We start from the raw sequence: 23,193 nt of genomic DNA on the forward strand, positions 1-23,193 counted from the left end.
CTGTTTCTCCCTATTCTGAATCGATACCTAAACGACGGAAAATCATGTCTACTTGACCTAAGTGGTATTGATAGTCAAAACAGTTATTCAGCTCTTCTTCTGTTAATGTTGATGTAATCGTTTCATTCGCCTCGACAAGTTGGCGAAACGGCGTTTTCGTTTCCCAAGCTTCCATTGCTAACGGTTGAACTAAATCATAAGCATCTTCCCTAACTAATCCTTTGTTAATTAAAGAAAGAAGAACACGCTGAGAGTAAATTAAACCGTACGTTCGCTCCATATTTTGTTTCATATTATCTTCAAATACGGTTAACTTTTCGACGATATTTGCAAAACGATTTAGCATATAGTTAAGCGCAATTGTTGCATCTGGTAGAATGACACGCTCAGCAGACGAATGAGAAATATCACGTTCATGCCATAATGGAACATTTTCATAAGCTGTTACCATATATCCACGTATCACACGTGCCATACCTGTCATATTTTCTGAACCAATTGGATTCCGTTTATGAGGCATAGCGGAAGACCCTTTTTGACCCTTAGCAAAAAACTCTTCTACTTCACGTGTTTCACTCTTTTGCAGGCCTCGAATTTCTACTGCCATCTTTTCAATTGATGTTGCAATTAACGACAGTACACCCATGTAATGAGCGTGACGGTCCCGTTGCAATGTTTGGGTAGAAATCGGCGCGGGCTGTAAACCTAACTTTTCGCAAACATATTGCTCTACAAAGGGATCAATGTTGGCATAGGTTCCAACGGCCCCAGACAGTTTTCCAAACTCAACTTCCTTAGCAGCCCGGTCAAATCGTTCCACATTCCGTTTCATCTCTTCATACCATAGTGCAAGCTTTAACCCGAAAGTTGTTGGTTCAGCGTGAACACCGTGGGTACGACCCATTTGCACTGTATATTTATAAGCTTTTGCTTTCTCTTTCAACACTTCTACAAATCGGTTTAAGTCTTTACGGATGATATCGTTAGCCTGCTTTAATAAATAAGATAAAGCTGTATCTACAACATCTGTAGATGTAAGACCATAATGGACCCATTTACGCTCTTCTCCTAACGTTTCTGAAACAGCTCTCGTAAAGGCTACAACATCATGGCGGGTTTGTTCTTCAATTTCCAAAATTCGATTGACATCGAAACTTGCATGATCACGAATCTTTTTAACATCTTCCTTTGGGATAATCCCTAACTCTGACCATGCTTCACAGGCTAGAATCTCTACTTCAAGCCATGCCTGGTATTTATTTTCATCTGTCCAGATGGATCCCATTTCTGGTCGTGTATAACGTTCAATCATACAATATCCTCCTCTAGCTTGTTTACGCCCAAATGCTCAAAGCGTCAATTTCACGTTTTATTTCCTCAATGGATTCGCCAACAAAGTTCACATGCCCCATCTTTCGTTTTTCTTTTACTCCGTCTTTTCCATATAAATGTAATTTTGGGCGGTCCATCTGTGGCACCTTATTGATCACTCGTTCAAAATGCTCACCTAATACATTCATCATAATAATTGGTGAAAACAATTTTGTGGGTGATAATGGCCAGTTACAAATTGCCCTTACATGTTGATGGAATTGAGATGTTTCACATGCGTTCATCGTGTAATGACCTGAATTGTGTGGGCGTGGTGCCAATTCATTAATGTAAATCTCACCATCCGGTAATAAAAACATTTCCACTCCGAGTGTCCCAATCATACTTAATGACGACGCAATTTCTCGAGCTAAGGTTGTAGCTTTCTCAGCAACTGATTCATTTACTCTTGCCGGAACAATTGTCTCCATTAAAATGTGGTCTACATGGATGTTTTCCCCTACCGGAAACACTTTTGTTTCTCCACTTACACTTCGGTTAACGATGACAGAAATCTCTTTTTCAAACGGAAGGAACTTTTCTAATATACAACGACCTTTTGTTAACAATTGGGCCGCTTCTTCGATATCTTCTTCTGTTTTAATCATCACTTGACCTTTACCGTCATATCCCCCTGTACGGGTTTTTAAAACAGCAGGAAGACCAATCGCATCCAAGGAATGATGCAATCTCTCCTTAGTATCTACAAGCTCATAAGGCGCTACTTGTGCACCACTTTTTACAATAGCAGCTTTCTCATTTGCCCGATCTTGTGTTGTTTGTATAATGCCTCCACCTTGTGGTAGGTAGGCGTTATCCTCGAGCCATTGAAGCACGTTATAATCGATGTTTTCAAACTCATAAGTAATTACATCACTTACACCAGCCAACTGTTTTGCTGCTTCTAAGTCATCATAAGAAGCAACAATTTCGATGTCAGCTATTTGCCCTGTTGGCGAGTTTTCTTTCGGGTCTAAAACAGCTACTCGATAGCCCATTTCTTTTGCAGCGATCCCCATCATTCTACCTAGCTGTCCACCACCAATAATTCCAATCGTTTGACCCGGTAATATTGTTTTCATCGTGTTACAACTCCTCATTACTTTGTCTAGCTTTTTCACTAATTTCTTCCCGATATTTGAGTAACGCTTGATCAAACTCTTCAAATTGTGTAGCTAATATTTCACATGCTAGAAGTCCTGCATTCGTTGCCCCTGCTTTACCAATAGCAACAGTAGCAACAGGTACTCCACCCGGCATTTGGACGATGGATAATAACGAATCCATACCATTTAAAGCTTTGGATTGAACTGGTACACCGATTACCGGCAATGTTGTTTTGGCAGCTACCATACCTGGAAGGTGGGCAGCTCCTCCTGCACCAGCAATGATGACCTTTACCCCTCTCTCTTTAGCTGTCTCTGCATATGCAAACATATCATCAGGTGTACGGTGGGCGGAAACAACCTTTTTTTCATATGGAACTCCACACTGCTCTAATACGTTACAAGTATGTTCCATTGTCTCCCAATCCGATATACTTCCCATTATTACTCCTACAAGCGGTAATTGTCCCATAAGTCCACTCCTAACATTAATTCATTCATGAAAAAAGTGCAGACGCATCCTCTCCAAATCGAGAGAAAGCCGTCTGCACTCATGTACACAATCAATAATACGGAATACACGTACTTCCTCTCATAGTCCGACCATTTACGGTAGTCGGGTAGAAACTTTTGGGCCATATTCCCAACATTATATGAGAGGGTTTTATATATTTCATTAACATTATAACATGTATTCGCTGATTTTAAAGAGATTTTTCATCCATTTACGAACTAAGTAGCTTTTGTTTTTGTTTATTGTTCGGTAATGGCGGTTAATAGGTCACTTCCCACAAATATAAACCTTGTGCTGGTGCGGTTTTACCCGCTAATGAACGATCTTGTCCTTTTATCATATCTGTTATGTCGGTTGGCTGTTTGATACCTTTTCCTACTTCTACAATAGTCCCTACCATAATTCTTACCATATTATACAAAAACCCACTACCTCTTACCCTAAAGGTAATCTCACCTTCTACCTTTTTAACATTACACTCATATATAGTTCGAACTTTTTCCCCTCTTACGGTTGCTTTTGCAGAGGAAAAAGTTGTGAAATCATGAGTTCCAACAAAAAGTGAGCAAGCATATTGCATCGCTTCTATGTCTAATGGCTCAGAAATATGCCAACGATAGTTTCGTCGGAAGATATCCGGGGTTGATCTGTTTAAAATTTTATACCGGTACTCTTTCCCTTGTACACTATAGCGAGCATGGAAATGATCATCCATTTCTTCCACTGATTTCACAAATACATCATCCGGCAGTATACTATTTAATGCTTGAGCCCACCTATCATTCGGAATTTGTAAAGTAGAGTCAAAGTGAAGAACTTGCCCTACCGCGTGTACTCCTTTATCTGTACGCCCGGATGCTGATACTCGTACAAGTTCACCTTTATGGATTTTTTGCAAGGCATGCTCTACCTCTTGTTGAACGGTACGGTTGTTGGGCTGAATTTGAAAGCCAGAAAACAACGTGCCGTCATAAGCTAAAACACACTTTAATCTTTTGTTCATGGTTACACCACCCTTTAATTGCGGGTTACGATAATTGATAAAACAAAAATGGAAAATATGATAAACGATATATAATCTTTTGGCGTCAGTAAAAGTTGCCGATATTTTGTTCTACCTTCCCCACCTTGATAACCTCTTGCTTCCATCGCCATTGCTAATTCCTCAGCACGTTTAAAAGCACTAACAAATAGTGGCACCAGTAATGGGATAATGGCTTGCAACCTATCCCTTATCGTGCCTGTTCGAAAATCTACACCCCTTGATGCTTGGGCTTTTGATATCTTTTCTGTTTCTTGCATTAATGTAGGAATAAATCGTAGTGAAATTGACATCATTAAAGCTAACTCATGAACCGGGAAACGGTACCGTCTTAACGGATTTAACATACTTTCGATTGCATCCGTAATAGCTATTGGTGAAGTTGTTAACGTTAAAAGAGTCGTCATTAAGATAAGGAAGAAAAACCTTAACGAAATGGCAACACCTCTAGTTAACGAATCTGAATAAATATGAAAATTGGCTACCGAAAAAACAATGTCCCCTTCTCTCGTAAGCAAAATATGAAGAAGGAATGTAAAAATAATAAGGAACCATACCGGTTTCAACCCTTTGATGAGATATGAGGGAGGGATTTTTGATAGTACCGCACTTATCATACTAAATAATAAAATCACCATATAACTTGCAAAGGAGTTGGCTAAAAAGATAAATATAATAAAGAAAAAGACAATCGTAATCTTCGTTCGGGGATCTATACGATGGATGATGGATGACCCTGGTACATACTGGCCAATTATGAGCGAACTACTCAAAATACTCCCCCCTTTAGCATATAATTAAGCTTCTTTGCTAGTTCATCTTCGGAAAGATTGTCATACGGAATACGGACACCAAAACGATCTTCGATATGATGTAAAAACCGAATGACTTCCGGTTGATCCAGTCCAACCCTCGTTAGTGCTTCCCGCTTATGGAATATTTGTTCCGGTTCTCCTTCCATGTACAATTTACCGCGGTCTAAAATATACACGTAGTCAGCATACTTTAAAGCATCTTCCATACTATGGGTAACAAGAATCGTTGTTCGTTTCTCACGCTTATGACTATCATAAAACATATTCATCATTTCTTTTTGACCTTTTGGATCTAATCCAGCAGTTGGTTCATCTAATACAAGTATGCTAGGTTCCATTATTAAAACACTTGCTAAAGCGACACGACGCATCTGTCCACCACTTAAATCGAAGGGTGAACGTTGTAATAGATCTTTTGATAGCTTTACTTCTTGTAACACTTTTTCCAATCGTTCAATCATTACATCTTTAGGAACACCAAAGTTCGCAGGTCCGAATAGTATATCTTTTTCTACTGTTTCTTCAAATAACTGATGTTCTGGATATTGAAATACCATGCCAACATGCTTACGTAATTGCAAAAGCTTTTTCGCTCTTTTTTCAGCATTTATCTGATAAGGCCCTATTGAGATGCTACCTTCCGTCGGTCTTAACAACCCATTTAAATGTTGAATGAAAGTCGATTTTCCTGAACCTGTATGTCCAATAATAGCAACAAAAGATCCAGACGGAATATGCATCGATAGGTTTCGTAACGCATGGAACTCAAATGGAGTATTCGGCTGATATATATAATTTACTTCTTCGAATATAATGTCCATAGTTGATCAATCAGTTCCTTCTGATTTTTTGGTTCAGTTTCAATCTTAATGCCCTCTGCCCGTAAATCCTTTGTCAAGCGGGTAACAAAAGGGATATCTAAGCCTATTTCATCTAACTGCTCCTGCTTTTGAAACACTTCTTCCACACTACCTATCATCCATATTTCCCCTTCATTCATGACGATGACACGATCCGCATACATTACTTCATTTAAATCATGAGTAATCGTTACAATCGCAACATCTCTACTTTGACGAATTTTATTTACAGTATAAGCGATTTCGTTTCGACCTTTCGGGTCTAGCATAGCAGTCGCTTCGTCAAGAATTAGTACATCAGGTTCTACAGCGAGAACACTCGCTATTGCAACCCGTTGTTTCTGTCCACCTGACAAACGATGGGGTTCATGGTGTAAATAATCGAGCATTCCTACAGAGTTTAGTGTATTCTTAATTCTATCTTCCATATCACCCCGAGGTACACCATGGTTTTCTAAACCAAAGGCAACATCATCCTCGACAGTCGTTCCAACAAACTGGTTTTCGGGATTTTGGAATACCATTCCGACTTTTTTTCGGACATCCCAAATCGTTTGTTCATTAATCATCATCCCATCTACTTTGATGGCACCTTCTGTGCTAAACAACAGACCATTCATTAATTTTGCAATGGTAGATTTCCCCGAACCATTATGGCCGATAATGGCTATCCACTCATTTTTCTCAATTTGAAACGATACGTTATGTAGAGCCCAGCGGCCTTCGTCCCCATATTTGAAATTAACACCTTCAAATTGTATGTAAGGTTCACTCATTGATCTCGTGCCTCCAAAATATTGCCGTCTATTTCCCGGGTAATGGATATATACACTTTCCTTCCCATTGTTATTTTATCATATCGATAAAAACAAGGAAGAGTCCTTCCCGACTGTAAAAAACAACAAAAAAAGGGCTCGGATCAACCTCTTGAAAGATGCTGGCCCTGCCCCTTTTAGATACACTATGTCATTATACTAACTCAATAATCACCATTTTTGCACCGTCTCCACGACGAGGTCCTAACTTCAAAATACGAGTGTAGCCACCTTGACGATCTTCATAACGTGGTGCAACATCAGAGAAAAGTTTTTGTAGTGCGTCTTGCTCTTCACCTGCTTCAACTCTACGCAAGAATGAAGCCGCTTGACGACGTGCATGCAAGTCTCCGCGTTTACCAAGTGTAATCATCTTATCAACGACAGAACGAAGCTCCTTCGCTTTTGCTTCTGTCGTTTCAATCCGTTCATGAATAATTAAGTCAGTAGCAAGGTTACGAAGTAGTGCCATACGTTGATCTGTTGTGCGACCAAGCTTAGCGTTAGCCATTACAATTCCCTCCTTTTTCAGAAATATCTAAAGATGCCCGAATTAATCTTCCTTACGTAATCCTAAGCCAAGATCATGTAGCTTAACCTTAACTTCCTCAAGGGATTTACGTCCAAGGTTACGAACTTTCATCATGTCTTCCTCAGACTTTTGAGTAAGTTCTTGTACAGTATTGATTCCAGCACGTTTTAAACAGTTGTAAGAGCGTACAGACAAATCAAGTTCTTCAATGGTCATTTCAAGAACTTTCTCTTTTTGGTCTTCTTCTTTCTCAACCATAATTTCAGCGTTTTGCGCCTCATCTGTAAGACTTACAAAAATGTTTAAGTGTTCAGTGAAAATTTTTGCCCCTAAAGAGATAGCTTCTTCTGGTCGAATACTTCCGTCAGTCCAAACGTCGAAAGTTAACTTATCAAAATTTGCCACTTGACCTACACGTGTATTTTCAACATGATACGTTACACGCGTAACAGGAGTGAAGATAGAGTCAACTGGAATGACGCCGATTGGCTGTTCATCCTTTTTGTTTTCCTCAGCAGGACGGTAGCCACGTCCACGTTCAGCGTTAATTCGCATTTTTAAGTGGGCATTACTAGATAAAGTGGCAATATGCAAATCTGGGTTCAAGATTTCAATATCACTATCATGTGTAATGTCTGCAGCAGTAACCGTACCTTCCCCTTGGACATCTATTTCCATTGTTTTTTCTTCGTCTGAATAAATTTTTAAAGCTAATTTTTTCAGATTTAAAACAATGGTTGTAACATCTTCAACGACACCGTTAATTGTAGAAAACTCGTGTAGAGCTCCTTCAATTTGAACAGATGTTACAGCAGCTCCTGGAAGAGAGGATAACAAGATACGACGCAAGGAGTTACCCATTGTAGTACCATATCCACGCTCAAGTGGTTCAATTACAAACTTTCCAAAGGTTGTATCATTACTGATTTCAACCGTCTCAATTTTCGGCTTTTCAATTTCGATCATTAATTAAAACCCTCCTTCAAAACGTCGAAACCCCGGCTAGACATTGTTGTCTAACCGAAATTCCTCAGGTAGGCAAGTCCCCCGTGCATTACGCGAAACCATTTCGTCCTGATGTTCCGTGCAATGGTGTTTATGCTATCATAACCCATTATAGACAGGGTGACAAATGTCTATACAAAACGATATTAAACACGACGACGTTTTGGTGGGCGGCAGCCATTGTGAGGTACTGGTGTTACGTCACGAATGGCAGTTACTTCAAGACCCGCTGCTTGAAGTGCACGAATTGCTGCTTCACGACCTGCACCCGGTCCTTTTACAGCAACTTCAATCGTACTCATCCCATGTTCCTGGGATGCTTTTGCTGCCGCTTCTGCAGCCATTTGTGCTGCGAATGGAGTTGACTTACGTGATCCTTTAAAGCCAAGTGCACCAGCACTGCTCCATGCGATTGAATTACCTTGCGTATCAGTAATTGTCACAATAGTGTTGTTAAACGTTGAGCGGATATGTGCGACACCCGCGTCTATCTGCTTTTTGACTTTACGCTTTTTACGAGTAGTAGTTTTACGTGCCATGTCAGCTAACCTCCTTTATACCTTATTTTTTCTTGTTCGCTACTGTACGACGTGGTCCTTTACGTGTACGTGAGTTGTTCTTCGTTCTTTGGCCTCGAACTGGAAGTCCGCGACGGTGACGAATTCCACGGTAAGAACCAATCTCGATTAAACGTTTAATGTTTAGTGATACTTCACGACGTAGGTCACCTTCAACTGTAAGCTTATCTACTTCAGTACGGATTTTCCCTAATTCGTCATCTGTTAAATCACGAACACGTGTGTTTTCAGAAACTCCTGCAGCTGCTAGAATTTCTTTAGCAGTCGTAGTTCCGATTCCGTAAATGTATGTTAATGAAATAACAACTCGTTTGTCACGAGGAATATCAACACCTGCAATACGTGCCATATTTGAAACGCACCTCCTTCATAATTAACCTTGTTTCTGCTTGTGTTTAGGGTTTTCGCAAATTACCATAACTTTCCCTTTACGGCGAATGACTTTACATTTTTCACATATTGGCTTTACAGATGGTCTTACTTTCATTTTTCTTACCTCCTTTACACGGAGATTTCCGTTACTTGTAACGGTAGGTAATACGACCTCGCGTTAAGTCGTAAGGTGAAAGTTCTACTGTTACTTTATCTCCAGGCAAAATACGAATGAAGTGCATACGAATCTTTCCTGAGACATGGGCCAAAACGGTATGGCCATTTTCCAGTTCTACTTTAAACATTGCATTTGGCAACGTTTCAGTAACTGTACCTTCCATTTCAATTACATCGTCTTTCGCCATCGAGTCGATCTCCCTTCTTCAAATCAATCGGATACTCATTGACAAATTTTGATAAGGCAAAACGTAATTTCCCGTTTGTCACTCGACCAGTTTCCAACAAACTATTTTTCACTTCAGGTGAAACATAATCAATCAACTGTACATGCTGGATATTTTTACGTTTCGGTCTGTCAAACTTCCGCTTCTCACCGTCAGCCAACATTACGAAACGGTCATCAACTATATCGATAATAATAGCAAAGTTGCCATTTTCTCTCCCCTGAACGACACGAACAATCTGACCTATTCGCGGACTCGAATCAGTATCACTCAAGCATTATCACCTACACTTAGGCTTTCGTTAAAATTTCAAAGCCGTCCTCAGTAATGGCGATGGTGTGCTCGTAGTGAGCACATCTCTTTCCATCCTCCGTTACAACTGTCCATTGGTCATCCAGCGTTCGAACATAACGTTCTCCAGCATTAACCATAGGTTCAACAGCTAAGACCATTCCAGGCTTTAGACGTGGTCCTTTATTAGGTGGACCGTAATGTGGAATTTGAGGATCCTCATGTAAGTCTTGCCCAACTCCGTGGCCAACGTACTCACGTACAATTGAGAACCCTTTAGGTTCCACATACGTCTGAATGGCATGAGATATATTTGTTAGGCGAACACCTGGTTTAGCTTCATCCAAACCAACAAATAGTGATTTTTCCGTCACTTCCATAAGCCGTTGTGATTCTTCATCGATCTCACCAACAGCATATGTCCAGGCTGAGTCACCGTGATATCCATTGTATTTGGCGCCAATATCAATGCTAATAATGTCACCATTTTTTAATTTTCGGCCACTCGGAATCCCGTGTACGAGTTCTTCGTTTACAGATGCGCAAATGCTACCACGAAAACCACTATACCCTTTAAATGAAGGGATTGCATTCATACTTCGAATGAACTTATCTGCAACAGCATCTAGCTCTTTCGTCGTAATCCCCGGCTCAATATATTTTTGCAGTTCCTGGTGTGTCAAAGCTACGATTCTTCCTGCTTCACGCATAATTTCTATTTCTCGTGGTGTTTTGCTAATAATCATAATGAACGGCCCCCGAGCTCTGCTTCAATATCTTCAAATACTTGATTGATATCTTGATCACCGTTAATTGTAACAAGGTATCCTTTGCTATCATAGAAATCAAGCAATGGTTGTGCTTGAGAGATATTAACCTCAAGTCTATTTTTTACCGTTTCAGGCTTATCGTCATCACGTTGTATTAGGTCTGCTCCATCATTGTCACATTTACCTTCCACTTTCGGTGGATTAAATTCAACATGATAGGTTGCACCACACTTAAGGCAAATGCGGCGACCAGTTAGACGATCTACCAACTTCTCAGTTGGAACCTTAATGTGTAAAACATTATTAATGCTAGTTCCCATGTCTTTAAGCAAATTTTCAAGAGCTTCCGCTTGTGCAATTGTTCGCGGAAAGCCATCTAGTAGAAAACCCTTCTGACAATCATCTTTGCCAAGACGTTCCCTCACAATACCTATTGTTACTTCATCCGGTACAAGCTCACCTTGGTCCATGAAAGATTTCGCTTTTTTGCCTAGTTCTGTTCCATCCTTAATGGCGGAACGGAACATATCTCCTGTTGAGATATGAGGGATACCATACTTTTCAACGATTTTTTCTGCCTGAGTACCTTTTCCGGCACCAGGTAGACCCATTAAAATAAGATTCAAGCTTTTCCCCTCGCTCTCTTTGCAAGACTTACTTTATAAAGCCTTTATAATGGCGTTTTACTAACTGACTCTCTAACTGTTTCATCGTTTCTAGGCCTACACCCACAACGATGAGCAAGCTAGTTCCCCCAATTTGAACAGATTGCGGTAAGTTGGCTGCAGCTCCTAGAGCAATTGGTAGTACTGATACAGCAGCAAGGAAGATAGAGCCTACAAATGTTAGTCGGTACATTACACGTGTTAAATACGTTTCTGTATTACCACCTGGTCGAATACCCGGTATATAACCACCTTGCTTCTTTAAATTTTCAGCCATTTGTTCAGGATTCACTTGAACAAATGTATAGAAATAGGTAAAAGCAATGATTAAAGCTACATAAATGAGCATTCCGGTTGGTTGCGTGTAATCAAATATATATTCAATCGTATTTGCTACATTATTATCAAAGAATCCTGCGATCGTTCTTGGCGCAATGATAAATGATATAGCGAAAATGACTGGAATTACCCCTGCAGCATTTACTTTTAATGGTAAATGAGTTGAATGCCCTCCTACTGGTGAGCGATTCACTAACCGTTTTGCGTATTGAACAGGGATTTTACGTAATGCTTGTTGTATGAAAATAACACCGACAATTACGGCCAATGTAACGAGCGCAATTAACGCTAAAATAACGATGTTAAGAAAGAGGTCATCATTAGCACCTACAATATACGTTTCATACAACTGATTAATTCCACCCGGAATTGCGGCTACGATACCAGCAAAAATCAAGATGGAGATACCATTTCCAACACCGTTTGCCGTAACTTGTTCACCTAACCACATTAGGAACGTTGTTCCACCTGTTAGAACGACCGCAATGATCAAGTAAGTTACAATGCTAGGGTCGGAAATTAACATACCATTAGTCATTGCATTAAATCCAAATGACATTCCAATAGCTTGAACGAAAGCTAAAACTACGGTTCCGTACCGTGTAAATTGCGCTAATTTCTTACGGCCAACTTCACCCTGCTTCTTCCATTCAGTAAACTTCGGAACTACATCCATTTGTAATAACTGCATGACGATAGAGGCAGTAATATAAGGCATAATTCCCATTGCAAAAATGGAAAATTGACTTAATGCACCGCCTCCAAAGGTATTTAGAAAGCCAAATACATTACTACTATCATTCATGAAATCTAGTGTTTCTTTATTTGTATAAGGTACCGGAATAAACGTTCCAATACGAAATACAATGAGAATAGCTAATGTAAACAAGATTTTTTGCCTTATATCAGCAACGCGCATAAAATTGGAGATTGTACGGAACATTAAATCACCTCAGTTTGGCCGCCGGCCGCTTCAATCGCTTCTTTTGCTGAAGCAGAGAACTTGTGTGCTTTAACAGTTAGTTTCTTTTCAAGCTTTCCTTTTGCAAGGATTTTCACTCCAGCTTTTAAGCGACTTACTACTCCTGTTTCTTTCAAAAGTTCTGGAGTTACTTCTGTACCGTCTTCAAATCTGTTTAATGTTTCAAGATTTACTACCGCATATTCTTTACGGTTAATGTTTGTGAAACCACGTTTCGGTAGACGTTGGAATAGAGGCATTTGACCACCTTCAAAACCTGGGCGTACGCCTCCACCGGAACGAGAATTTTGACCGCCGTGTCCGCGACCAGAAGTCTTTCCGTTGCCAGATGACATTCCACGTCCTACACGATTTCGTTTTTTACGAGTACCTTCTGCTGATTTTAACTCATGAAGTTTCATGGCTGCACCTCCTCTTTGCGCTTTTTTTTATTTAAGCTTCTTTAACAGAAACAAGATGGGATACTTTGTTCACCATTCCACGATTGACCGGTGTGTCTTCAAGCACTACAGTTTGGCGAATCTTTCTTAGGCCTAGAGCTTGAACAGTATCACGCTGATCCTGAGGTCTTCCAATTACGCTTCTAGTGAGGGTAACTTCAATTTTATTTGCCATGTTCTTTCCCTCCTTATCCTAACAGTTCCTCTACTGACTTACCACGTAGCTTTGCAACATCTTCGGCACGTTTAAGGGAGTTCAAACCGTTAAGTGTTGCGCGAACCATGTTGATTGGTGTGTTGGAACCTAGAGATTTTGAAAGAATATCTCCTACGCCGCCTAGTTCTAATACAGCACGAACTGGTCCACCAGCGATAATTCCAGTACCTTCTGCTGCAGGCTTCAATAAGATACGTCCTGCACCGAACTCACCAACTGTTTCGTGAGGAATTGTTGTATTAACAAGTGGTACTTTAATTAAGTTTTTCTTTCCATCTTCAATCGCTTTACGGATCGCATCAGGCACTTCTTGTGCTTTACCAGTACCGAATCCTACATGTCCGTTTCTATCACCAACTACAACCAAAGCAGTAAAACGGAAACGACGTCCGCCTTTTACAACTTTTGCTACACGGTTGACCGTTACTACACGCTCTTCAAGATCCAATTTGTTTGGGTCGATATTTGCACGCATAATTTTCCCTCCTTTATACAATTAAAATTTAAGGCCTGCTTCGCGAGCAGCTTCCGCTAGCGCCTTCACACGTCCGTGGTATAAGTAACCTCCGCGATCAAACACTACAGTTTCTACACCCTTCTCAACAGCACGTTTTGCAACTAATTCTCCTACTTTTTGAGCCGCTGCTACGTTTCCAGTTCCTTCACCGTTGAAGTCTTTATCTACAGTTGAAGCACTAGCTACAGTTACACCGTTCAAATCGTCGATTAGCTGTGCGTAAATGTGCTTGTTAGAACGATATACGTTTAAACGTGGACGCTCAGCAGTACCGTACAAATTACGACGGACTCTAGCATGACGTTTCTTACGTACAGCATTTTTATCTTGCTTAGTGATCATCTAGGTCACTCCTTTCTGTTCCTTACGTGAACATTATTTAGCAGTTTTACCTTCTTTACGGCGTACATGTTCGCCTTCGTATCGAATACCTTTACCTTTGTAAGGCTCTGGTGGGCGGATCGCACGGATATTAGCAGCAACCGCTCCTACTTTTTCCTTATCGATACCTTTTACAACGATTTTCGTATTTGAAGGAACTTCGATGTCAATTCCTTCCTCTTGCTCGATTTCAACTGGATGTGAGTAACCAGCGTTCACGACAATTTTGTTACCTTGCTTTGTAGCACGGTAACCTACACCATTGATTTCAAGTGCTTTTTCGTACCCTTGGGATACACCTTGGACCATGTTTCCAAGCAAACTACGAGTGGTACCGTGTAACGCACGATGTTCCTTATGATCACTTGGTCGTACAACAGTCACTAATTTATCTTCTACTTTAATGTCCATTTCAGGATGGAATGTACGTGACAATTCTCCTTTTGGACCTTTTACAGTTACGTGATTACCGTCGATTTTTACTTCTACACCTTCCGGTAATTCTAAAGGTTTAAGACCTACACGAGACATTTATTGCACCTCCTGTCATTCCAGTTATGATTACCAAACGTAGGCTAATACTTCTCCACCCACAGCTTGTTGACGAGCTTCTTTATCAGTTAAAACACCTTTTGATGTTGATACTACAGCAATACCTAGTCCGTTCAATACTTTTGGAAGCTCATCAGCTTTTGCGTATACGCGAAGACCTGGTTTACTGATACGTTTAATACCTGTAATAACACGCTCGTTATTTGGTCCGTATTTAAGGAATAATCTTAACACGCCTTGTTTGTTATCTTCAACGAACTCATAGTCGCGAATGAAACCTTCACGCTTAAGAATGTCTGCAACTTCCTTTTTAAGCTTAGAAGCAGGAACTTCTAGCTTTTCATGACGTACCATGTTTGCATTACGGATACGTGTTAGCATATCTGCAATAGGATCTGTCATTGTCATTTGTACATTACCTCCTTCCCTATTTAAGGGTTTACCAACTAGCTTTTTTAACGCCAGGAATTTGTCCTTTATATGCTAATTCACGGAAACAAATACGACATAGTTTAAATTTGCGAATTACAGAGTGAGGACGTCCACAACGTTCACAACGTGTGTATTCGCGAACTTTAAATTTCTGATTACGTTTTTGTTTCGCGATCATGGATTTCTTCGCCATAATTTCCCTCCTTTTCAGCTCACACTATTTTTTAAACGGCATTCCAAGTTGAGCTAGAAGTTCACGCGCTTCTTCATCGTTATTCGCTGTCGTAACGATAACGATATCCATTCCGCGTACTTTTGATACTTTATCATACTCAATTTCAGGGAAAATCAATTGTTCTTTTATACCTAAAGTATAGTTTCCACGTCCATCAAAAGCTTTGTTTGAAATACCACGGAAGTCACGTACACGAGGTAACGATACCGCGATAAGCTTTTGTAGAAATTCGTACATTTGCTGGCCACGTAGAGTTACTTTTGCACCGATAGGCATACCTTCACGTAGACGGAATCCAGCAATAGATTTCTTCGCACGTGTTACAACTGGTTTTTGACCTGTGATTAGTGATAGTTCTTCTACAGCGTTATCTAGTGCCTTAGCGTTTTGTACAGCATCACCAACACCCATGTTAATGACAATTTTCTCAACTTTAGGCACTTGCATTACAGAATCATAATTAAATTTCTCCATTAAGGATGGAACAATTTCTTTTTCGTATTTTTCTTTGAATTGGTTCATTACGTAGACCTCCTTTCGCCGTTAGATTACTTATCTAAAGGTTCACCGGACTTTTTAGCAATACGCACTTTTTTGCCGTCGCGTACTTCGTAGCTAGTACGTGTTGGTTCACCTGTTTTTGGATCAATCGGCATTACATTTGAAACATGAATCGGCGCTTCTTGGTTTAAAATCCCGCCTTGAGGGTTTTCTTGAGATGGCTTAGCGTGTTTTTTCACAACGTTAATACCTTCAACAAGAACGCGCTCTTTTTTAGGATATGCTTCAAGAATTGTGCCTTCTTTTCCTTTATCTTTACCTGAAATTACTTTGACTTTATCGCCCTTTTTTACATGCATGTCAGTGCACCTCCTTACAAGGCTATCGTAATTTGGCGTTATAGTACTTCCGGTGCTAAAGATACAATCTTCATAAACTTCTTGTCGCGAAGTTCTCGAGCAACCGGTCCGAATATACGCGTTCCACGTGGACTTTGATCATCACGAATAATTACAGCTGCATTCTCATCGAAGCGAATGTATGAACCGTCTTTACGACGCATACCGCTTTTAGAACGTACAATTACCGCTTTAACTACATCACCTTTTTTGACAACGCCACCAGGTGTTGCTTGTTTTACTGAACACACAATAACGTCACCGATGTTAGCAGTTTTACGGCCTGATCCGCCCAGCACTTTAATTGCTAGAACTTCACGCGCTCCAGAGTTGTCTGCAACTTTCAAACGACTTTCCTGTTGAATCATACCGTTGTTACCTCCCTTCGGAATCCTTCCGAGCGAACTTTATTAAATAATAACCGCTTCTTCAACGATTTCTACAAGACGAAAACGCTTTGTAGCTGAAAGTGGTCTAGTTTCCATAATGCGGACGATATCACCTTTTTTAGCTTGGTTGTTTTCATCATGAGTCTTAAATTTCTTAGAGTACTTTACACGTTTACCATATAATGGGTGGAATTTGTAAGTTTCCACTAAAACTGTAATTGTTTTATCCATTTTGTCTGAAACAACACGACCAGTGTAAACTTTACGATTGTTACGTTCACTCATTGAGGCAGACCTCCTCTCAATTTCAATTATTTAGTACCTAATTCTCTTTCACGAACAACGGTTTTCATACGAGCGATTGATTTACGCACTTCACGAATACGTGCAGTGTTTTCTAGTTGGCCAGTAGCCAGTTGAAAGCGTAAATTAAATAACTCTTCTTTTAAAGACTTTACTTTTTGTTCGATTTCGGCAGTGGTTAGTTCTCTAATTTCATTAGCCTTCATTTGATTCACCACCAATTTCTTCACGTTTTACAAACTTAGTTTTAACCGGTAGTTTGTGAGAAGCAAGACGTAACGCTTCACGAGCTACTTCCTCAGACACTCCCGCAATTTCAAACATGATTTTGCCTGGCTTTACTACTGCTACCCATCCTTCAGGAGCACCTTTACCAGAACCCATGCGGACCTCTAAAGGTTTTGCGGTTTTTGGCTTATCAGGGAAGATTTTAATCCAAACTTTACCGCCACGTTTCATATAACGAGTCATTGCAATACGAGCAGCCTCAATTTGACGGCTAGTAATCCAAGCACCTTCTAAGGCTTGCAGACCAAACTCACCGAATGCTACTTCTGTACCACCTTTAGCTTTACCTTTTAAGCTAGTACGATGTTGTTTACGGTATTTTACACGTTTAGGCATTAACATATTGCTGATCCCCCTTCCTTAATTATCTTTCTTCGTTGGAAGGACTTCTCCACGATAGATCCACACTTTTACACCTAATTTACCGTACGTAGTATCTGCTTCTGCAGTACCGTAGTCAATATCAGCACGTAGTGTGTGTAGTGGAACAGTACCTTCACTGTAATGTTCTGCACGAGCAATATCTGCACCGCCTAGACGACCAGATACTTGTGTTTTGATTCCTTTAGCACCAGCGCGCATTGCACGTTGAATCGCTTGCTTCTGTACACGACGGAAAGAAACACGATTCTCTAGTTGGCGAGCAATGTTTTCCGCTACTAGATTAGCATCTAATTCAGGCTTCTTCACTTCAACGATGTTGATGTGAACTTTTTTACCTGTTAGACCATTCAATGATTTTCTTAATGCTTCCACTTCGGATCCGCCTTTACCGATAACCATTCCAGGCTTACCTGTGTGGATTGTAATATTTACACGATTTGCAGCACGTTCAATTTCCACAGCGGAAACTGATGCGTCATTCAAACGGTTTTCAATATATTCACGAATCTTAATATCTTCATGAAGCAATTCTGAGTAGTCTTTGCCAGCGTACCATTTTGATTCCCAATCACGGATGACACCGACACGAAGACCGACCGGGTTAACTTTTTGACCCACGAATTATCCCTCCTTTTTTTCTGTTACAACAACCGTAATATGGCTGGTGCGTTTGTTGATTTGTGAAGCACGACCCATCGCACGTGGGCGGAAACGTTTCAATGTTACACCCTCGTTTACAAATGCTTCAGAAACAACTAAATTTTCCGGATCCAATTCATAGTTGTGCTCTGCGTTTGCAATTGCAGATTTCAATACTTTCTCAACAACTGGAGAAGCCGCACGATTTGTGTGGCGCAAAATAGCAATAGCTTCGCCAACTTCTTTTCCTCGAATTAAATCAATCACTAAACGAGCTTTACGAGGAGCTATACGAACGGATTTTGCAACGGCTTTAGCTTGCATTTTGTGTGCCTCCTCTCATTAGCGTTTTGTTTTCTTATCGTCGCCAGCATGGCCTTTATACGTACGTGTTGGTGCGAATTCACCTAGTTTGTGACCCACCATGTCTTCAGTAACATAAACAGGTACATGCTTGCGTCCGTCATACACAGCGATTGTGTGCCCTACAAAGTTAGGGAAGATTGTAGAACGACGAGACCAAGTTTTAATAACCTGTTTCTTATCGTCTTCGTTCAATTTCTCAACTTTTTTCATTAAATGATCATCAACGAAAGGTCCCTTTTTTAAACTACGACCCATAAATAAACCTCCCTTCGTGATTGAAAGACGTTAAATCTTCCATCTAGCAACCCCGTTATTTTTTACGACGACGTCGTACAATATATTTATCAGATTGCTTGTTACGCTTACGTGTCTTAAGTCCAAGTGTTGGTTTACCCCATGGAGTAACTGGAGATGGGCGTCCGATTGGCGCACGACCTTCACCACCACCGTGTGGGTGATCACTAGGGTTCATTACAGAACCACGTACAGTTGGGCGCTTACCTTTCCAACGGTTACGTCCAGCTTTACCAATGTTAATAAGTTCGTGATCTAAGTTACCTACTTGACCTACAGTAGCACGACAAGTTCCTAGAATCATACGTGTTTCGCCAGATGTCAGACGTACAAGAACGTATTTATCTTCACGACCTAGAATTTGAGCTTGTGCTCCAGCAGAACGGACTAATTGTCCACCACGACCTGGCTTGAGTTCGATGTTGTGGATAACAGTACCCACTGGAATGTTTTTAAGTGGTAGTGCGTTACCGACTTTAATGTCAGCACCTTCACCAGCTTGAATTTCTTGACCTACTTGCAAACCTTTAGGAGCAAGAATGTAACGCTTTTCACCATCAACATAGTTGATTAAAGCGATGTTTGCAGAACGGTTTGGATCGTATTCGATCGTAGCAACGCGTCCTGGTATTCCGTCTTTATCGCGCTTGAAGTCGATAATACGGTATTTACGCTTATGACCTCCGCCTTGATGGCGTACAGTCATTTTACCTTGGTTGTTACGCCCAGCACGTTTGCTAAGTGGCGCAAGCAAGGATTTCTCAGGTTTATCAGTCGTAATTTCTGCAAAATCAGAAGCTGACATGCCACGACGACCGTTTGAGGTTGGCTTATACTTTTTGATCGCCATCCTTATTCCCTCCTTTAGTAATATTTTTCAATTCTTATTCTTCTACACCTTCGAAAAAGTCAAGCTCTTTACTGTCAGCAGAAAGCTTAACAATAGCATTTTTACGGTTAGGGCGGTAACCACCATAACGTCCCATTCTTCTAAACTTACCTTTTCGATTCAGTGTGTTTACTCTCTCAACTTCGACACCAAAAATCACTTCAACAGCCTGTTTAATTTCAGTCTTGTTCGCTTTCGGATCTACTTCGAAAGTATACTGTTTATCTGCCATTAGATCTGCAGTGTTTTCAGTAATGACAGGGCGCTTAATAATATCACGTGGGTCCTTCATTATGCAAGCACCTCCCCTGCTTTTTCCGCTGCTTCCTTAGTGATGACTAGTTTGTCATGCGTTAGCAATTCAAGAACATTTACTTGTTCTACTGTTAAAACTTTCACGTTTGGAAGATTGTTAGCAGAACGTTCAACTGTTTCATTGTTATCCGCTGTAACGATTAATGTTTTTCCTTCCACGTTCAATGCTTCAAGCATTTTCACAACATCTTTCGTTTTAGGAGCATCAAATGTGATGTTTTCTAAAACTATAATGTTGTCTTCTACTACTTTAGAAGATAACGCAGAACGTAGTGCTAAGCGACGAACTTTCTTAGGAAGTTTGTAACTATAGCTTCTTGGCGTAGGACCGAATACTGTTCCACCGCCTACCCACTGTGGTGAACGGATAGAACCTTGACGTGCACGGCCAGTACCTTTTTGACGCCACGGCTTACGTCCGCCTCCTGATACTTGAGAGCGATTTTTTACTTTGTGTGTACCTTGACGCAGAGATGCACGTTGCATCAACACAACTTCGTTTAACACGTGTTCGTTTGGCTCAATACCAAAAACTTGATCAGCTAGCTCTACATCACCGACCTGTGAACCACCTTGATTAAATAGTGCTACTTTAGGCATGACATATCCTCCTTTCGTTTAGAACTTATTTAGCCTTTACCGCACTTGTAATTTGTACGAATGATTTTTTCGCACCAGGAACATTTCCTTTAATTAGCAGTAAATTGTTTTCTGTATCAACTTTCACAACTTCCAGGTTTTGAATCGTTACAGTTTCGCCACCCATTTGTCCAGGTAATTTTTTACCTTTTAGTACGTGCATTGGATCGATAGGACCCATTGTACCAGGACGACGGTGATAACGAGAACCGTGAGTCATTGGACCACGAGATTGGTTGTGGCGCTTAATTGCACCTTGGAAACCTTTCCCTTTAGAAGTTCCTGTTACATCTACTGTTTCTCCAGCTTCGAAAAGATCCACTTTCAACTCTTGACCTACTTCATAATCGCCAAGACCTGCATTACGGATTTCGCGAATGTAGCGCTTAGGGTTTGTGTTTGCTTTTTCAGCATGACCCTTTTCTGGTTTGTTTGCGCGTACTTCTTTTTTATCAGCTATGCCAATTTGAATCGCTTCATAGCCGTCATTTTCAGTTGTCTTCTTTTGAAGAACAACGTTAGGTTCAACTTGAACAACAGTTACCGGTACTAATTCGCCATCTTCAGAGAAAAGTTGAGTCATACCGATTTTCTTACCTAAGATTCCTTTCGCCATCCGTTACACCTCCTATTTCATTTCATGTATTTTATAGTTTGATTTCAATATCTACGCCAGACGGTAGATCTAGACGCATTAGTGAATCCACAGTTTGTGGCGTTGGGTTCACAATATCAACTAAGCGTTTGTGAGTACGCATCTCGAACTGCTCACGAGCGTCTTTGTACTTGTGTACCGCACGAAGAATTGTGTAAACCGTTCTTTCCGTTGGTAACGGAATTGGACCTGAAACACCAGCTCCAGAACGTTTAGCTGTTTCAACAATTTTCTCAGCAGATTGATCAAGAATACGGTGATCATACGCCTTCAAACGGATACGAATCTTTTCTTTTGCCATTATTTTCCCTCCTTTTTCGCTCAATTTAAAAAAGAGCTTCTCCGTGGAAATTTCCAAACCACCCGCCATGGCAAAGGGGCCGGGTGTGTCAGCAACCTTCCACATCATCGCCTTTTATGACCAACATTACTTATTATATATAAGTCTGAGGCGTTATGCAACTATGAATTTTTTTATTCATAAAATAGCACGAAAATTATTATACATACTACAACTAGTCTTTTCAAGGGTTCTAGAATTAGTCAGACTTTTTTAATATATATAGACCTTTTCTGGACAAAAAAAACAGGCAGCTTACCATAAGCTACCTGTTTTATTAGAAAAATTACTCTTGAATTACAGATACAACGCCAGCGCCTACTGTACGTCCACCTTCACGGATAGAGAACTTAGTACCGTCCTCGATTGCGATTGGTGAAATAAGTTCAACTGTCATTTCAACGTTATCGCCAGGCATTACCATTTCAACGCCTTCTGGAAGTTGAATAACGCCAGTTACGTCAGTTGTACGGAAGTAGAACTGTGGGCGGTAGTTTGTGAAGAATGGAGTGTGACGTCCACCTTCTTCTTTAGAAAGAACATAAACTTCCGCTTTAAACTTTGTATGTGGAGTGATTGAACCAGGCTTTGCTAGTACTTGACCACGCTTGATGTCTTCACGAGAAACACCACGAAGTAGTGCACCAATGTTGTCACCAGCTTCAGCATAGTCAAGAAGCTTACGGAACATTTCTACTCCTGTTACAGTTGTTTTAGATGGCTCTTCAGTAAGACCAATGATCTCAACTTCGTCACCAACTTTGATTTGTCCACGCTCAACACGACCTGTAGCAACTGTACCACGACCAGTAATAGAGAATACGTCCTCAACTGGCATCATGAAGTCTTTGTCAGTGTCACGCTCAGGAGTTGGAATGTACTCATCAACAGCGTCCATTAGTTCAAAAATACGGTTAGCATACTCTTCGTCACCTTCAAGTGCTTTAAGAGCAGAACCTTTAATTACTGGTACATCATCACCAGGGAAGTCGTATTCGCTTAGAAGGTCACGTACTTCCATTTCAACTAATTCAAGTAGCTCTTCATCGTCAACCATATCTACTTTGTTTAAGAATACTACGATTGCAGGAACACCTACTTGACGAGAAAGAAGGATGTGCTCACGAGTCTGTGGCATTGGGCCATCAGCTGCAGATACTACAAGGATTGCTCCGTCCATTTGCGCAGCACCAGTGATCATGTTTTTAACATAGTCAGCGTGGCCTGGGCAGTCAACGTGTGCGTAGTGACGGTTTTCAGTTTCGTACTCAACGTGAGCTGTTGCGATTGTGATTCCACGCTCGCGCTCTTCAGGAGCACCATCGATTTGGTCATAAGCCATTGCTGTACCTTTACCAGACTTACTGTGAAGTACTGTTGAGATTGCAGCAGTTAATGTAGTTTTACCATGGTCTACGTGTCCAATTGTCCCAACGTTAACGTGGGCTTTGGAACGGTCGAATTTTTCTTTTGACATTTATGTTTCCTCCTTTAAAAATAGAAATCTTATGGATTGTTTTTTATGTTTTGCTTGGAAGTTTATTGTTGTCAATAAACT

General features: G+C 40.6%; 39 protein-coding genes and 1 riboswitch. All 39 genes read right to left on the bottom strand.

Annotated elements, in window-relative coordinates:
- Positions 1-10 precede the first annotated feature (10 nt).
- Positions 11-1,312 carry an adenylosuccinate lyase gene (gene purB / locus NLW78_RS14320; RefSeq protein ID WP_254497847.1) on the bottom strand — a complete coding sequence of 434 codons (1,302 nt, stop codon included), beginning with the start codon at positions 1,310-1,312 and terminating at the stop codon, positions 11-13.
- A 22-nt stretch (positions 1,313-1,334) separates the two neighbouring features.
- Positions 1,335-2,453 carry a 5-(carboxyamino)imidazole ribonucleotide synthase gene (gene purK / locus NLW78_RS14325; protein ID WP_254497848.1) on the bottom strand — a complete coding sequence of 373 codons (1,119 nt, stop codon included), beginning with the start codon at positions 2,451-2,453 and terminating at the stop codon, positions 1,335-1,337.
- A 4-nt stretch (positions 2,454-2,457) separates the two neighbouring features.
- A complete protein-coding gene (purE, locus tag NLW78_RS14330) occupies positions 2,458-2,949 on the bottom strand; it encodes a 5-(carboxyamino)imidazole ribonucleotide mutase (protein WP_254497849.1) in 492 nt (163 codons plus the stop codon).
- Positions 2,950-3,052: 103 nt separating this feature from the next.
- A riboswitch (purine riboswitch) is annotated at positions 3,053-3,154 on the bottom strand.
- A gap of 96 nt (positions 3,155-3,250) precedes the next feature.
- The gene (truA, locus tag NLW78_RS14335) at positions 3,251-3,994 is read right to left on the bottom strand and encodes a tRNA pseudouridine(38-40) synthase TruA (RefSeq protein ID WP_254497850.1); all 744 of its coding nucleotides are present in this window, start codon (positions 3,992-3,994) and stop codon (positions 3,251-3,253) included.
- A 14-nt stretch (positions 3,995-4,008) separates the two neighbouring features.
- Positions 4,009-4,806, bottom strand: a complete 798-nt coding sequence (locus NLW78_RS14340; protein ID WP_254497851.1) for an energy-coupling factor transporter transmembrane component T family protein — start codon at positions 4,804-4,806, stop codon at positions 4,009-4,011.
- A complete protein-coding gene (locus NLW78_RS14345) occupies positions 4,803-5,669 on the bottom strand; it encodes an energy-coupling factor ABC transporter ATP-binding protein (protein WP_254497852.1) in 867 nt (288 codons plus the stop codon). Before NLW78_RS14345 ends, NLW78_RS14340 begins: the two co-directional genes overlap by 4 nt.
- The gene (locus tag NLW78_RS14350; protein WP_254497853.1) at positions 5,645-6,484 is read right to left on the bottom strand and encodes an energy-coupling factor ABC transporter ATP-binding protein; all 840 of its coding nucleotides are present in this window, start codon (positions 6,482-6,484) and stop codon (positions 5,645-5,647) included. The genes NLW78_RS14345 and NLW78_RS14350 overlap by 25 nt, the downstream gene beginning before the upstream one ends.
- A 193-nt stretch (positions 6,485-6,677) precedes the next feature.
- A complete protein-coding gene (rplQ, locus tag NLW78_RS14355) occupies positions 6,678-7,034 on the bottom strand; it encodes a 50S ribosomal protein L17 (protein ID WP_254497854.1) in 357 nt (118 codons plus the stop codon).
- Positions 7,035-7,076: 42 nt separating this feature from the next.
- Positions 7,077-8,021: a DNA-directed RNA polymerase subunit alpha gene (locus NLW78_RS14360; RefSeq protein WP_254497855.1), complete on the bottom strand. Its 945-nt coding sequence runs from the start codon at positions 8,019-8,021 to the stop codon at positions 7,077-7,079.
- 185 nt (positions 8,022-8,206) lie between these two features.
- Positions 8,207-8,599 carry a 30S ribosomal protein S11 gene (rpsK, locus tag NLW78_RS14365; protein WP_254497856.1) on the bottom strand — a complete coding sequence of 131 codons (393 nt, stop codon included), beginning with the start codon at positions 8,597-8,599 and terminating at the stop codon, positions 8,207-8,209.
- 22 nt (positions 8,600-8,621) lie between these two features.
- Entirely contained in the window at positions 8,622-8,987 is a 366-nt protein-coding gene (gene rpsM, locus NLW78_RS14370; RefSeq protein WP_254497857.1) for a 30S ribosomal protein S13, read from the bottom strand.
- A gap of 24 nt (positions 8,988-9,011) precedes the next feature.
- Complete coding sequence (gene rpmJ, locus NLW78_RS14375) at positions 9,012-9,125, bottom strand: 50S ribosomal protein L36 (RefSeq protein ID WP_003156543.1); 114 nt, start codon at positions 9,123-9,125, stop codon at positions 9,012-9,014.
- A gap of 31 nt (positions 9,126-9,156) precedes the next feature.
- Positions 9,157-9,375: a translation initiation factor IF-1 gene (gene infA, locus NLW78_RS14380; protein ID WP_132371903.1), complete on the bottom strand. Its 219-nt coding sequence runs from the start codon at positions 9,373-9,375 to the stop codon at positions 9,157-9,159.
- Entirely contained in the window at positions 9,353-9,688 is a 336-nt protein-coding gene (locus NLW78_RS14385; RefSeq protein WP_254497858.1) for a KOW domain-containing RNA-binding protein, read from the bottom strand. Before NLW78_RS14385 ends, infA begins: the two co-directional genes overlap by 23 nt.
- Positions 9,689-9,704: 16 nt before the next feature.
- Complete coding sequence (gene map / locus NLW78_RS14390) at positions 9,705-10,451, bottom strand: type I methionyl aminopeptidase (protein WP_254497859.1); 747 nt, start codon at positions 10,449-10,451, stop codon at positions 9,705-9,707.
- A complete protein-coding gene (locus tag NLW78_RS14395) occupies positions 10,448-11,101 on the bottom strand; it encodes an adenylate kinase (protein WP_254497860.1) in 654 nt (217 codons plus the stop codon). The genes map and NLW78_RS14395 overlap by 4 nt, the downstream gene beginning before the upstream one ends.
- A gap of 28 nt (positions 11,102-11,129) precedes the next feature.
- Positions 11,130-12,422, bottom strand: a complete 1,293-nt coding sequence (gene secY, locus NLW78_RS14400) for a preprotein translocase subunit SecY (protein WP_254497861.1) — start codon at positions 12,420-12,422, stop codon at positions 11,130-11,132.
- Positions 12,422-12,862 (bottom strand): 50S ribosomal protein L15, encoded by a 441-nt coding sequence (rplO, locus tag NLW78_RS14405; RefSeq protein ID WP_254497862.1) that lies wholly within the window; start codon positions 12,860-12,862, stop codon positions 12,422-12,424. Before rplO ends, secY begins: the two co-directional genes overlap by 1 nt.
- A gap of 31 nt (positions 12,863-12,893) precedes the next feature.
- Positions 12,894-13,076 carry a 50S ribosomal protein L30 gene (rpmD, locus tag NLW78_RS14410; protein ID WP_254497863.1) on the bottom strand — a complete coding sequence of 61 codons (183 nt, stop codon included), beginning with the start codon at positions 13,074-13,076 and terminating at the stop codon, positions 12,894-12,896.
- Between the two features lie 13 nt (positions 13,077-13,089).
- A complete protein-coding gene (gene rpsE, locus NLW78_RS14415; protein ID WP_254497864.1) occupies positions 13,090-13,593 on the bottom strand; it encodes a 30S ribosomal protein S5 in 504 nt (167 codons plus the stop codon).
- A gap of 21 nt (positions 13,594-13,614) precedes the next feature.
- Positions 13,615-13,977: a 50S ribosomal protein L18 gene (gene rplR / locus NLW78_RS14420; protein WP_254497865.1), complete on the bottom strand. Its 363-nt coding sequence runs from the start codon at positions 13,975-13,977 to the stop codon at positions 13,615-13,617.
- A gap of 33 nt (positions 13,978-14,010) precedes the next feature.
- Complete coding sequence (rplF, locus tag NLW78_RS14425) at positions 14,011-14,547, bottom strand: 50S ribosomal protein L6 (protein ID WP_254497866.1); 537 nt, start codon at positions 14,545-14,547, stop codon at positions 14,011-14,013.
- Between the two features lie 30 nt (positions 14,548-14,577).
- A complete protein-coding gene (rpsH, locus tag NLW78_RS14430; protein ID WP_254497867.1) occupies positions 14,578-14,976 on the bottom strand; it encodes a 30S ribosomal protein S8 in 399 nt (132 codons plus the stop codon).
- 31 nt (positions 14,977-15,007) lie between these two features.
- On the bottom strand, positions 15,008-15,193 hold the full coding sequence (locus tag NLW78_RS14435) for a type Z 30S ribosomal protein S14 (protein ID WP_254497868.1): 186 nt from the start codon (positions 15,191-15,193) through the stop codon (positions 15,008-15,010).
- Positions 15,194-15,217: 24 nt separating this feature from the next.
- Complete coding sequence (rplE, locus tag NLW78_RS14440; RefSeq protein WP_254497869.1) at positions 15,218-15,757, bottom strand: 50S ribosomal protein L5; 540 nt, start codon at positions 15,755-15,757, stop codon at positions 15,218-15,220.
- A gap of 26 nt (positions 15,758-15,783) precedes the next feature.
- On the bottom strand, positions 15,784-16,095 hold the full coding sequence (gene rplX / locus NLW78_RS14445) for a 50S ribosomal protein L24 (protein ID WP_254497870.1): 312 nt from the start codon (positions 16,093-16,095) through the stop codon (positions 15,784-15,786).
- Positions 16,096-16,133: 38 nt separating this feature from the next.
- Positions 16,134-16,502 (bottom strand): 50S ribosomal protein L14, encoded by a 369-nt coding sequence (rplN, locus tag NLW78_RS14450; RefSeq protein WP_254497871.1) that lies wholly within the window; start codon positions 16,500-16,502, stop codon positions 16,134-16,136.
- Between the two features lie 42 nt (positions 16,503-16,544).
- A complete protein-coding gene (rpsQ, locus tag NLW78_RS14455) occupies positions 16,545-16,808 on the bottom strand; it encodes a 30S ribosomal protein S17 (RefSeq protein WP_254497872.1) in 264 nt (87 codons plus the stop codon).
- 26 nt (positions 16,809-16,834) lie between these two features.
- Positions 16,835-17,032 carry a 50S ribosomal protein L29 gene (rpmC, locus tag NLW78_RS14460; RefSeq protein WP_254497873.1) on the bottom strand — a complete coding sequence of 66 codons (198 nt, stop codon included), beginning with the start codon at positions 17,030-17,032 and terminating at the stop codon, positions 16,835-16,837.
- Entirely contained in the window at positions 17,022-17,456 is a 435-nt protein-coding gene (gene rplP, locus NLW78_RS14465; RefSeq protein WP_254497874.1) for a 50S ribosomal protein L16, read from the bottom strand. Before rplP ends, rpmC begins: the two co-directional genes overlap by 11 nt.
- An 18-nt stretch (positions 17,457-17,474) precedes the next feature.
- Positions 17,475-18,116 carry a 30S ribosomal protein S3 gene (gene rpsC / locus NLW78_RS14470; RefSeq protein WP_254497875.1) on the bottom strand — a complete coding sequence of 214 codons (642 nt, stop codon included), beginning with the start codon at positions 18,114-18,116 and terminating at the stop codon, positions 17,475-17,477.
- A gap of 3 nt (positions 18,117-18,119) precedes the next feature.
- A complete protein-coding gene (gene rplV, locus NLW78_RS14475) occupies positions 18,120-18,461 on the bottom strand; it encodes a 50S ribosomal protein L22 (protein ID WP_254497876.1) in 342 nt (113 codons plus the stop codon).
- A gap of 18 nt (positions 18,462-18,479) precedes the next feature.
- On the bottom strand, positions 18,480-18,758 hold the full coding sequence (gene rpsS / locus NLW78_RS14480) for a 30S ribosomal protein S19 (RefSeq protein ID WP_254497877.1): 279 nt from the start codon (positions 18,756-18,758) through the stop codon (positions 18,480-18,482).
- 55 nt (positions 18,759-18,813) lie between these two features.
- Positions 18,814-19,647 (bottom strand): 50S ribosomal protein L2, encoded by an 834-nt coding sequence (rplB, locus tag NLW78_RS14485; RefSeq protein ID WP_254497878.1) that lies wholly within the window; start codon positions 19,645-19,647, stop codon positions 18,814-18,816.
- Between the two features lie 34 nt (positions 19,648-19,681).
- The gene (gene rplW, locus NLW78_RS14490) at positions 19,682-19,978 is read right to left on the bottom strand and encodes a 50S ribosomal protein L23 (protein WP_254497879.1); all 297 of its coding nucleotides are present in this window, start codon (positions 19,976-19,978) and stop codon (positions 19,682-19,684) included.
- Positions 19,978-20,601, bottom strand: coding sequence for a 50S ribosomal protein L4 (rplD, locus tag NLW78_RS14495; protein WP_254497880.1), 624 nt, complete (start codon positions 20,599-20,601; stop codon positions 19,978-19,980). Before rplD ends, rplW begins: the two co-directional genes overlap by 1 nt.
- A 25-nt stretch (positions 20,602-20,626) precedes the next feature.
- Positions 20,627-21,256: a 50S ribosomal protein L3 gene (rplC, locus tag NLW78_RS14500; protein ID WP_254497881.1), complete on the bottom strand. Its 630-nt coding sequence runs from the start codon at positions 21,254-21,256 to the stop codon at positions 20,627-20,629.
- A 31-nt stretch (positions 21,257-21,287) separates the two neighbouring features.
- Entirely contained in the window at positions 21,288-21,596 is a 309-nt protein-coding gene (gene rpsJ, locus NLW78_RS14505) for a 30S ribosomal protein S10 (RefSeq protein ID WP_254497909.1), read from the bottom strand.
- A gap of 325 nt (positions 21,597-21,921) precedes the next feature.
- Complete coding sequence (gene tuf, locus NLW78_RS14510) at positions 21,922-23,112, bottom strand: elongation factor Tu (RefSeq protein WP_254497882.1); 1,191 nt, start codon at positions 23,110-23,112, stop codon at positions 21,922-21,924.
- Positions 23,113-23,193: the final 81 nt, after the last annotated feature.

This window comes from Salirhabdus salicampi, from assembly GCF_024259515.1.
Taxonomy (GTDB): Bacteria; Bacillota; Bacilli; order Bacillales; family Alkalibacillaceae; genus Salirhabdus_A; species Salirhabdus_A salicampi.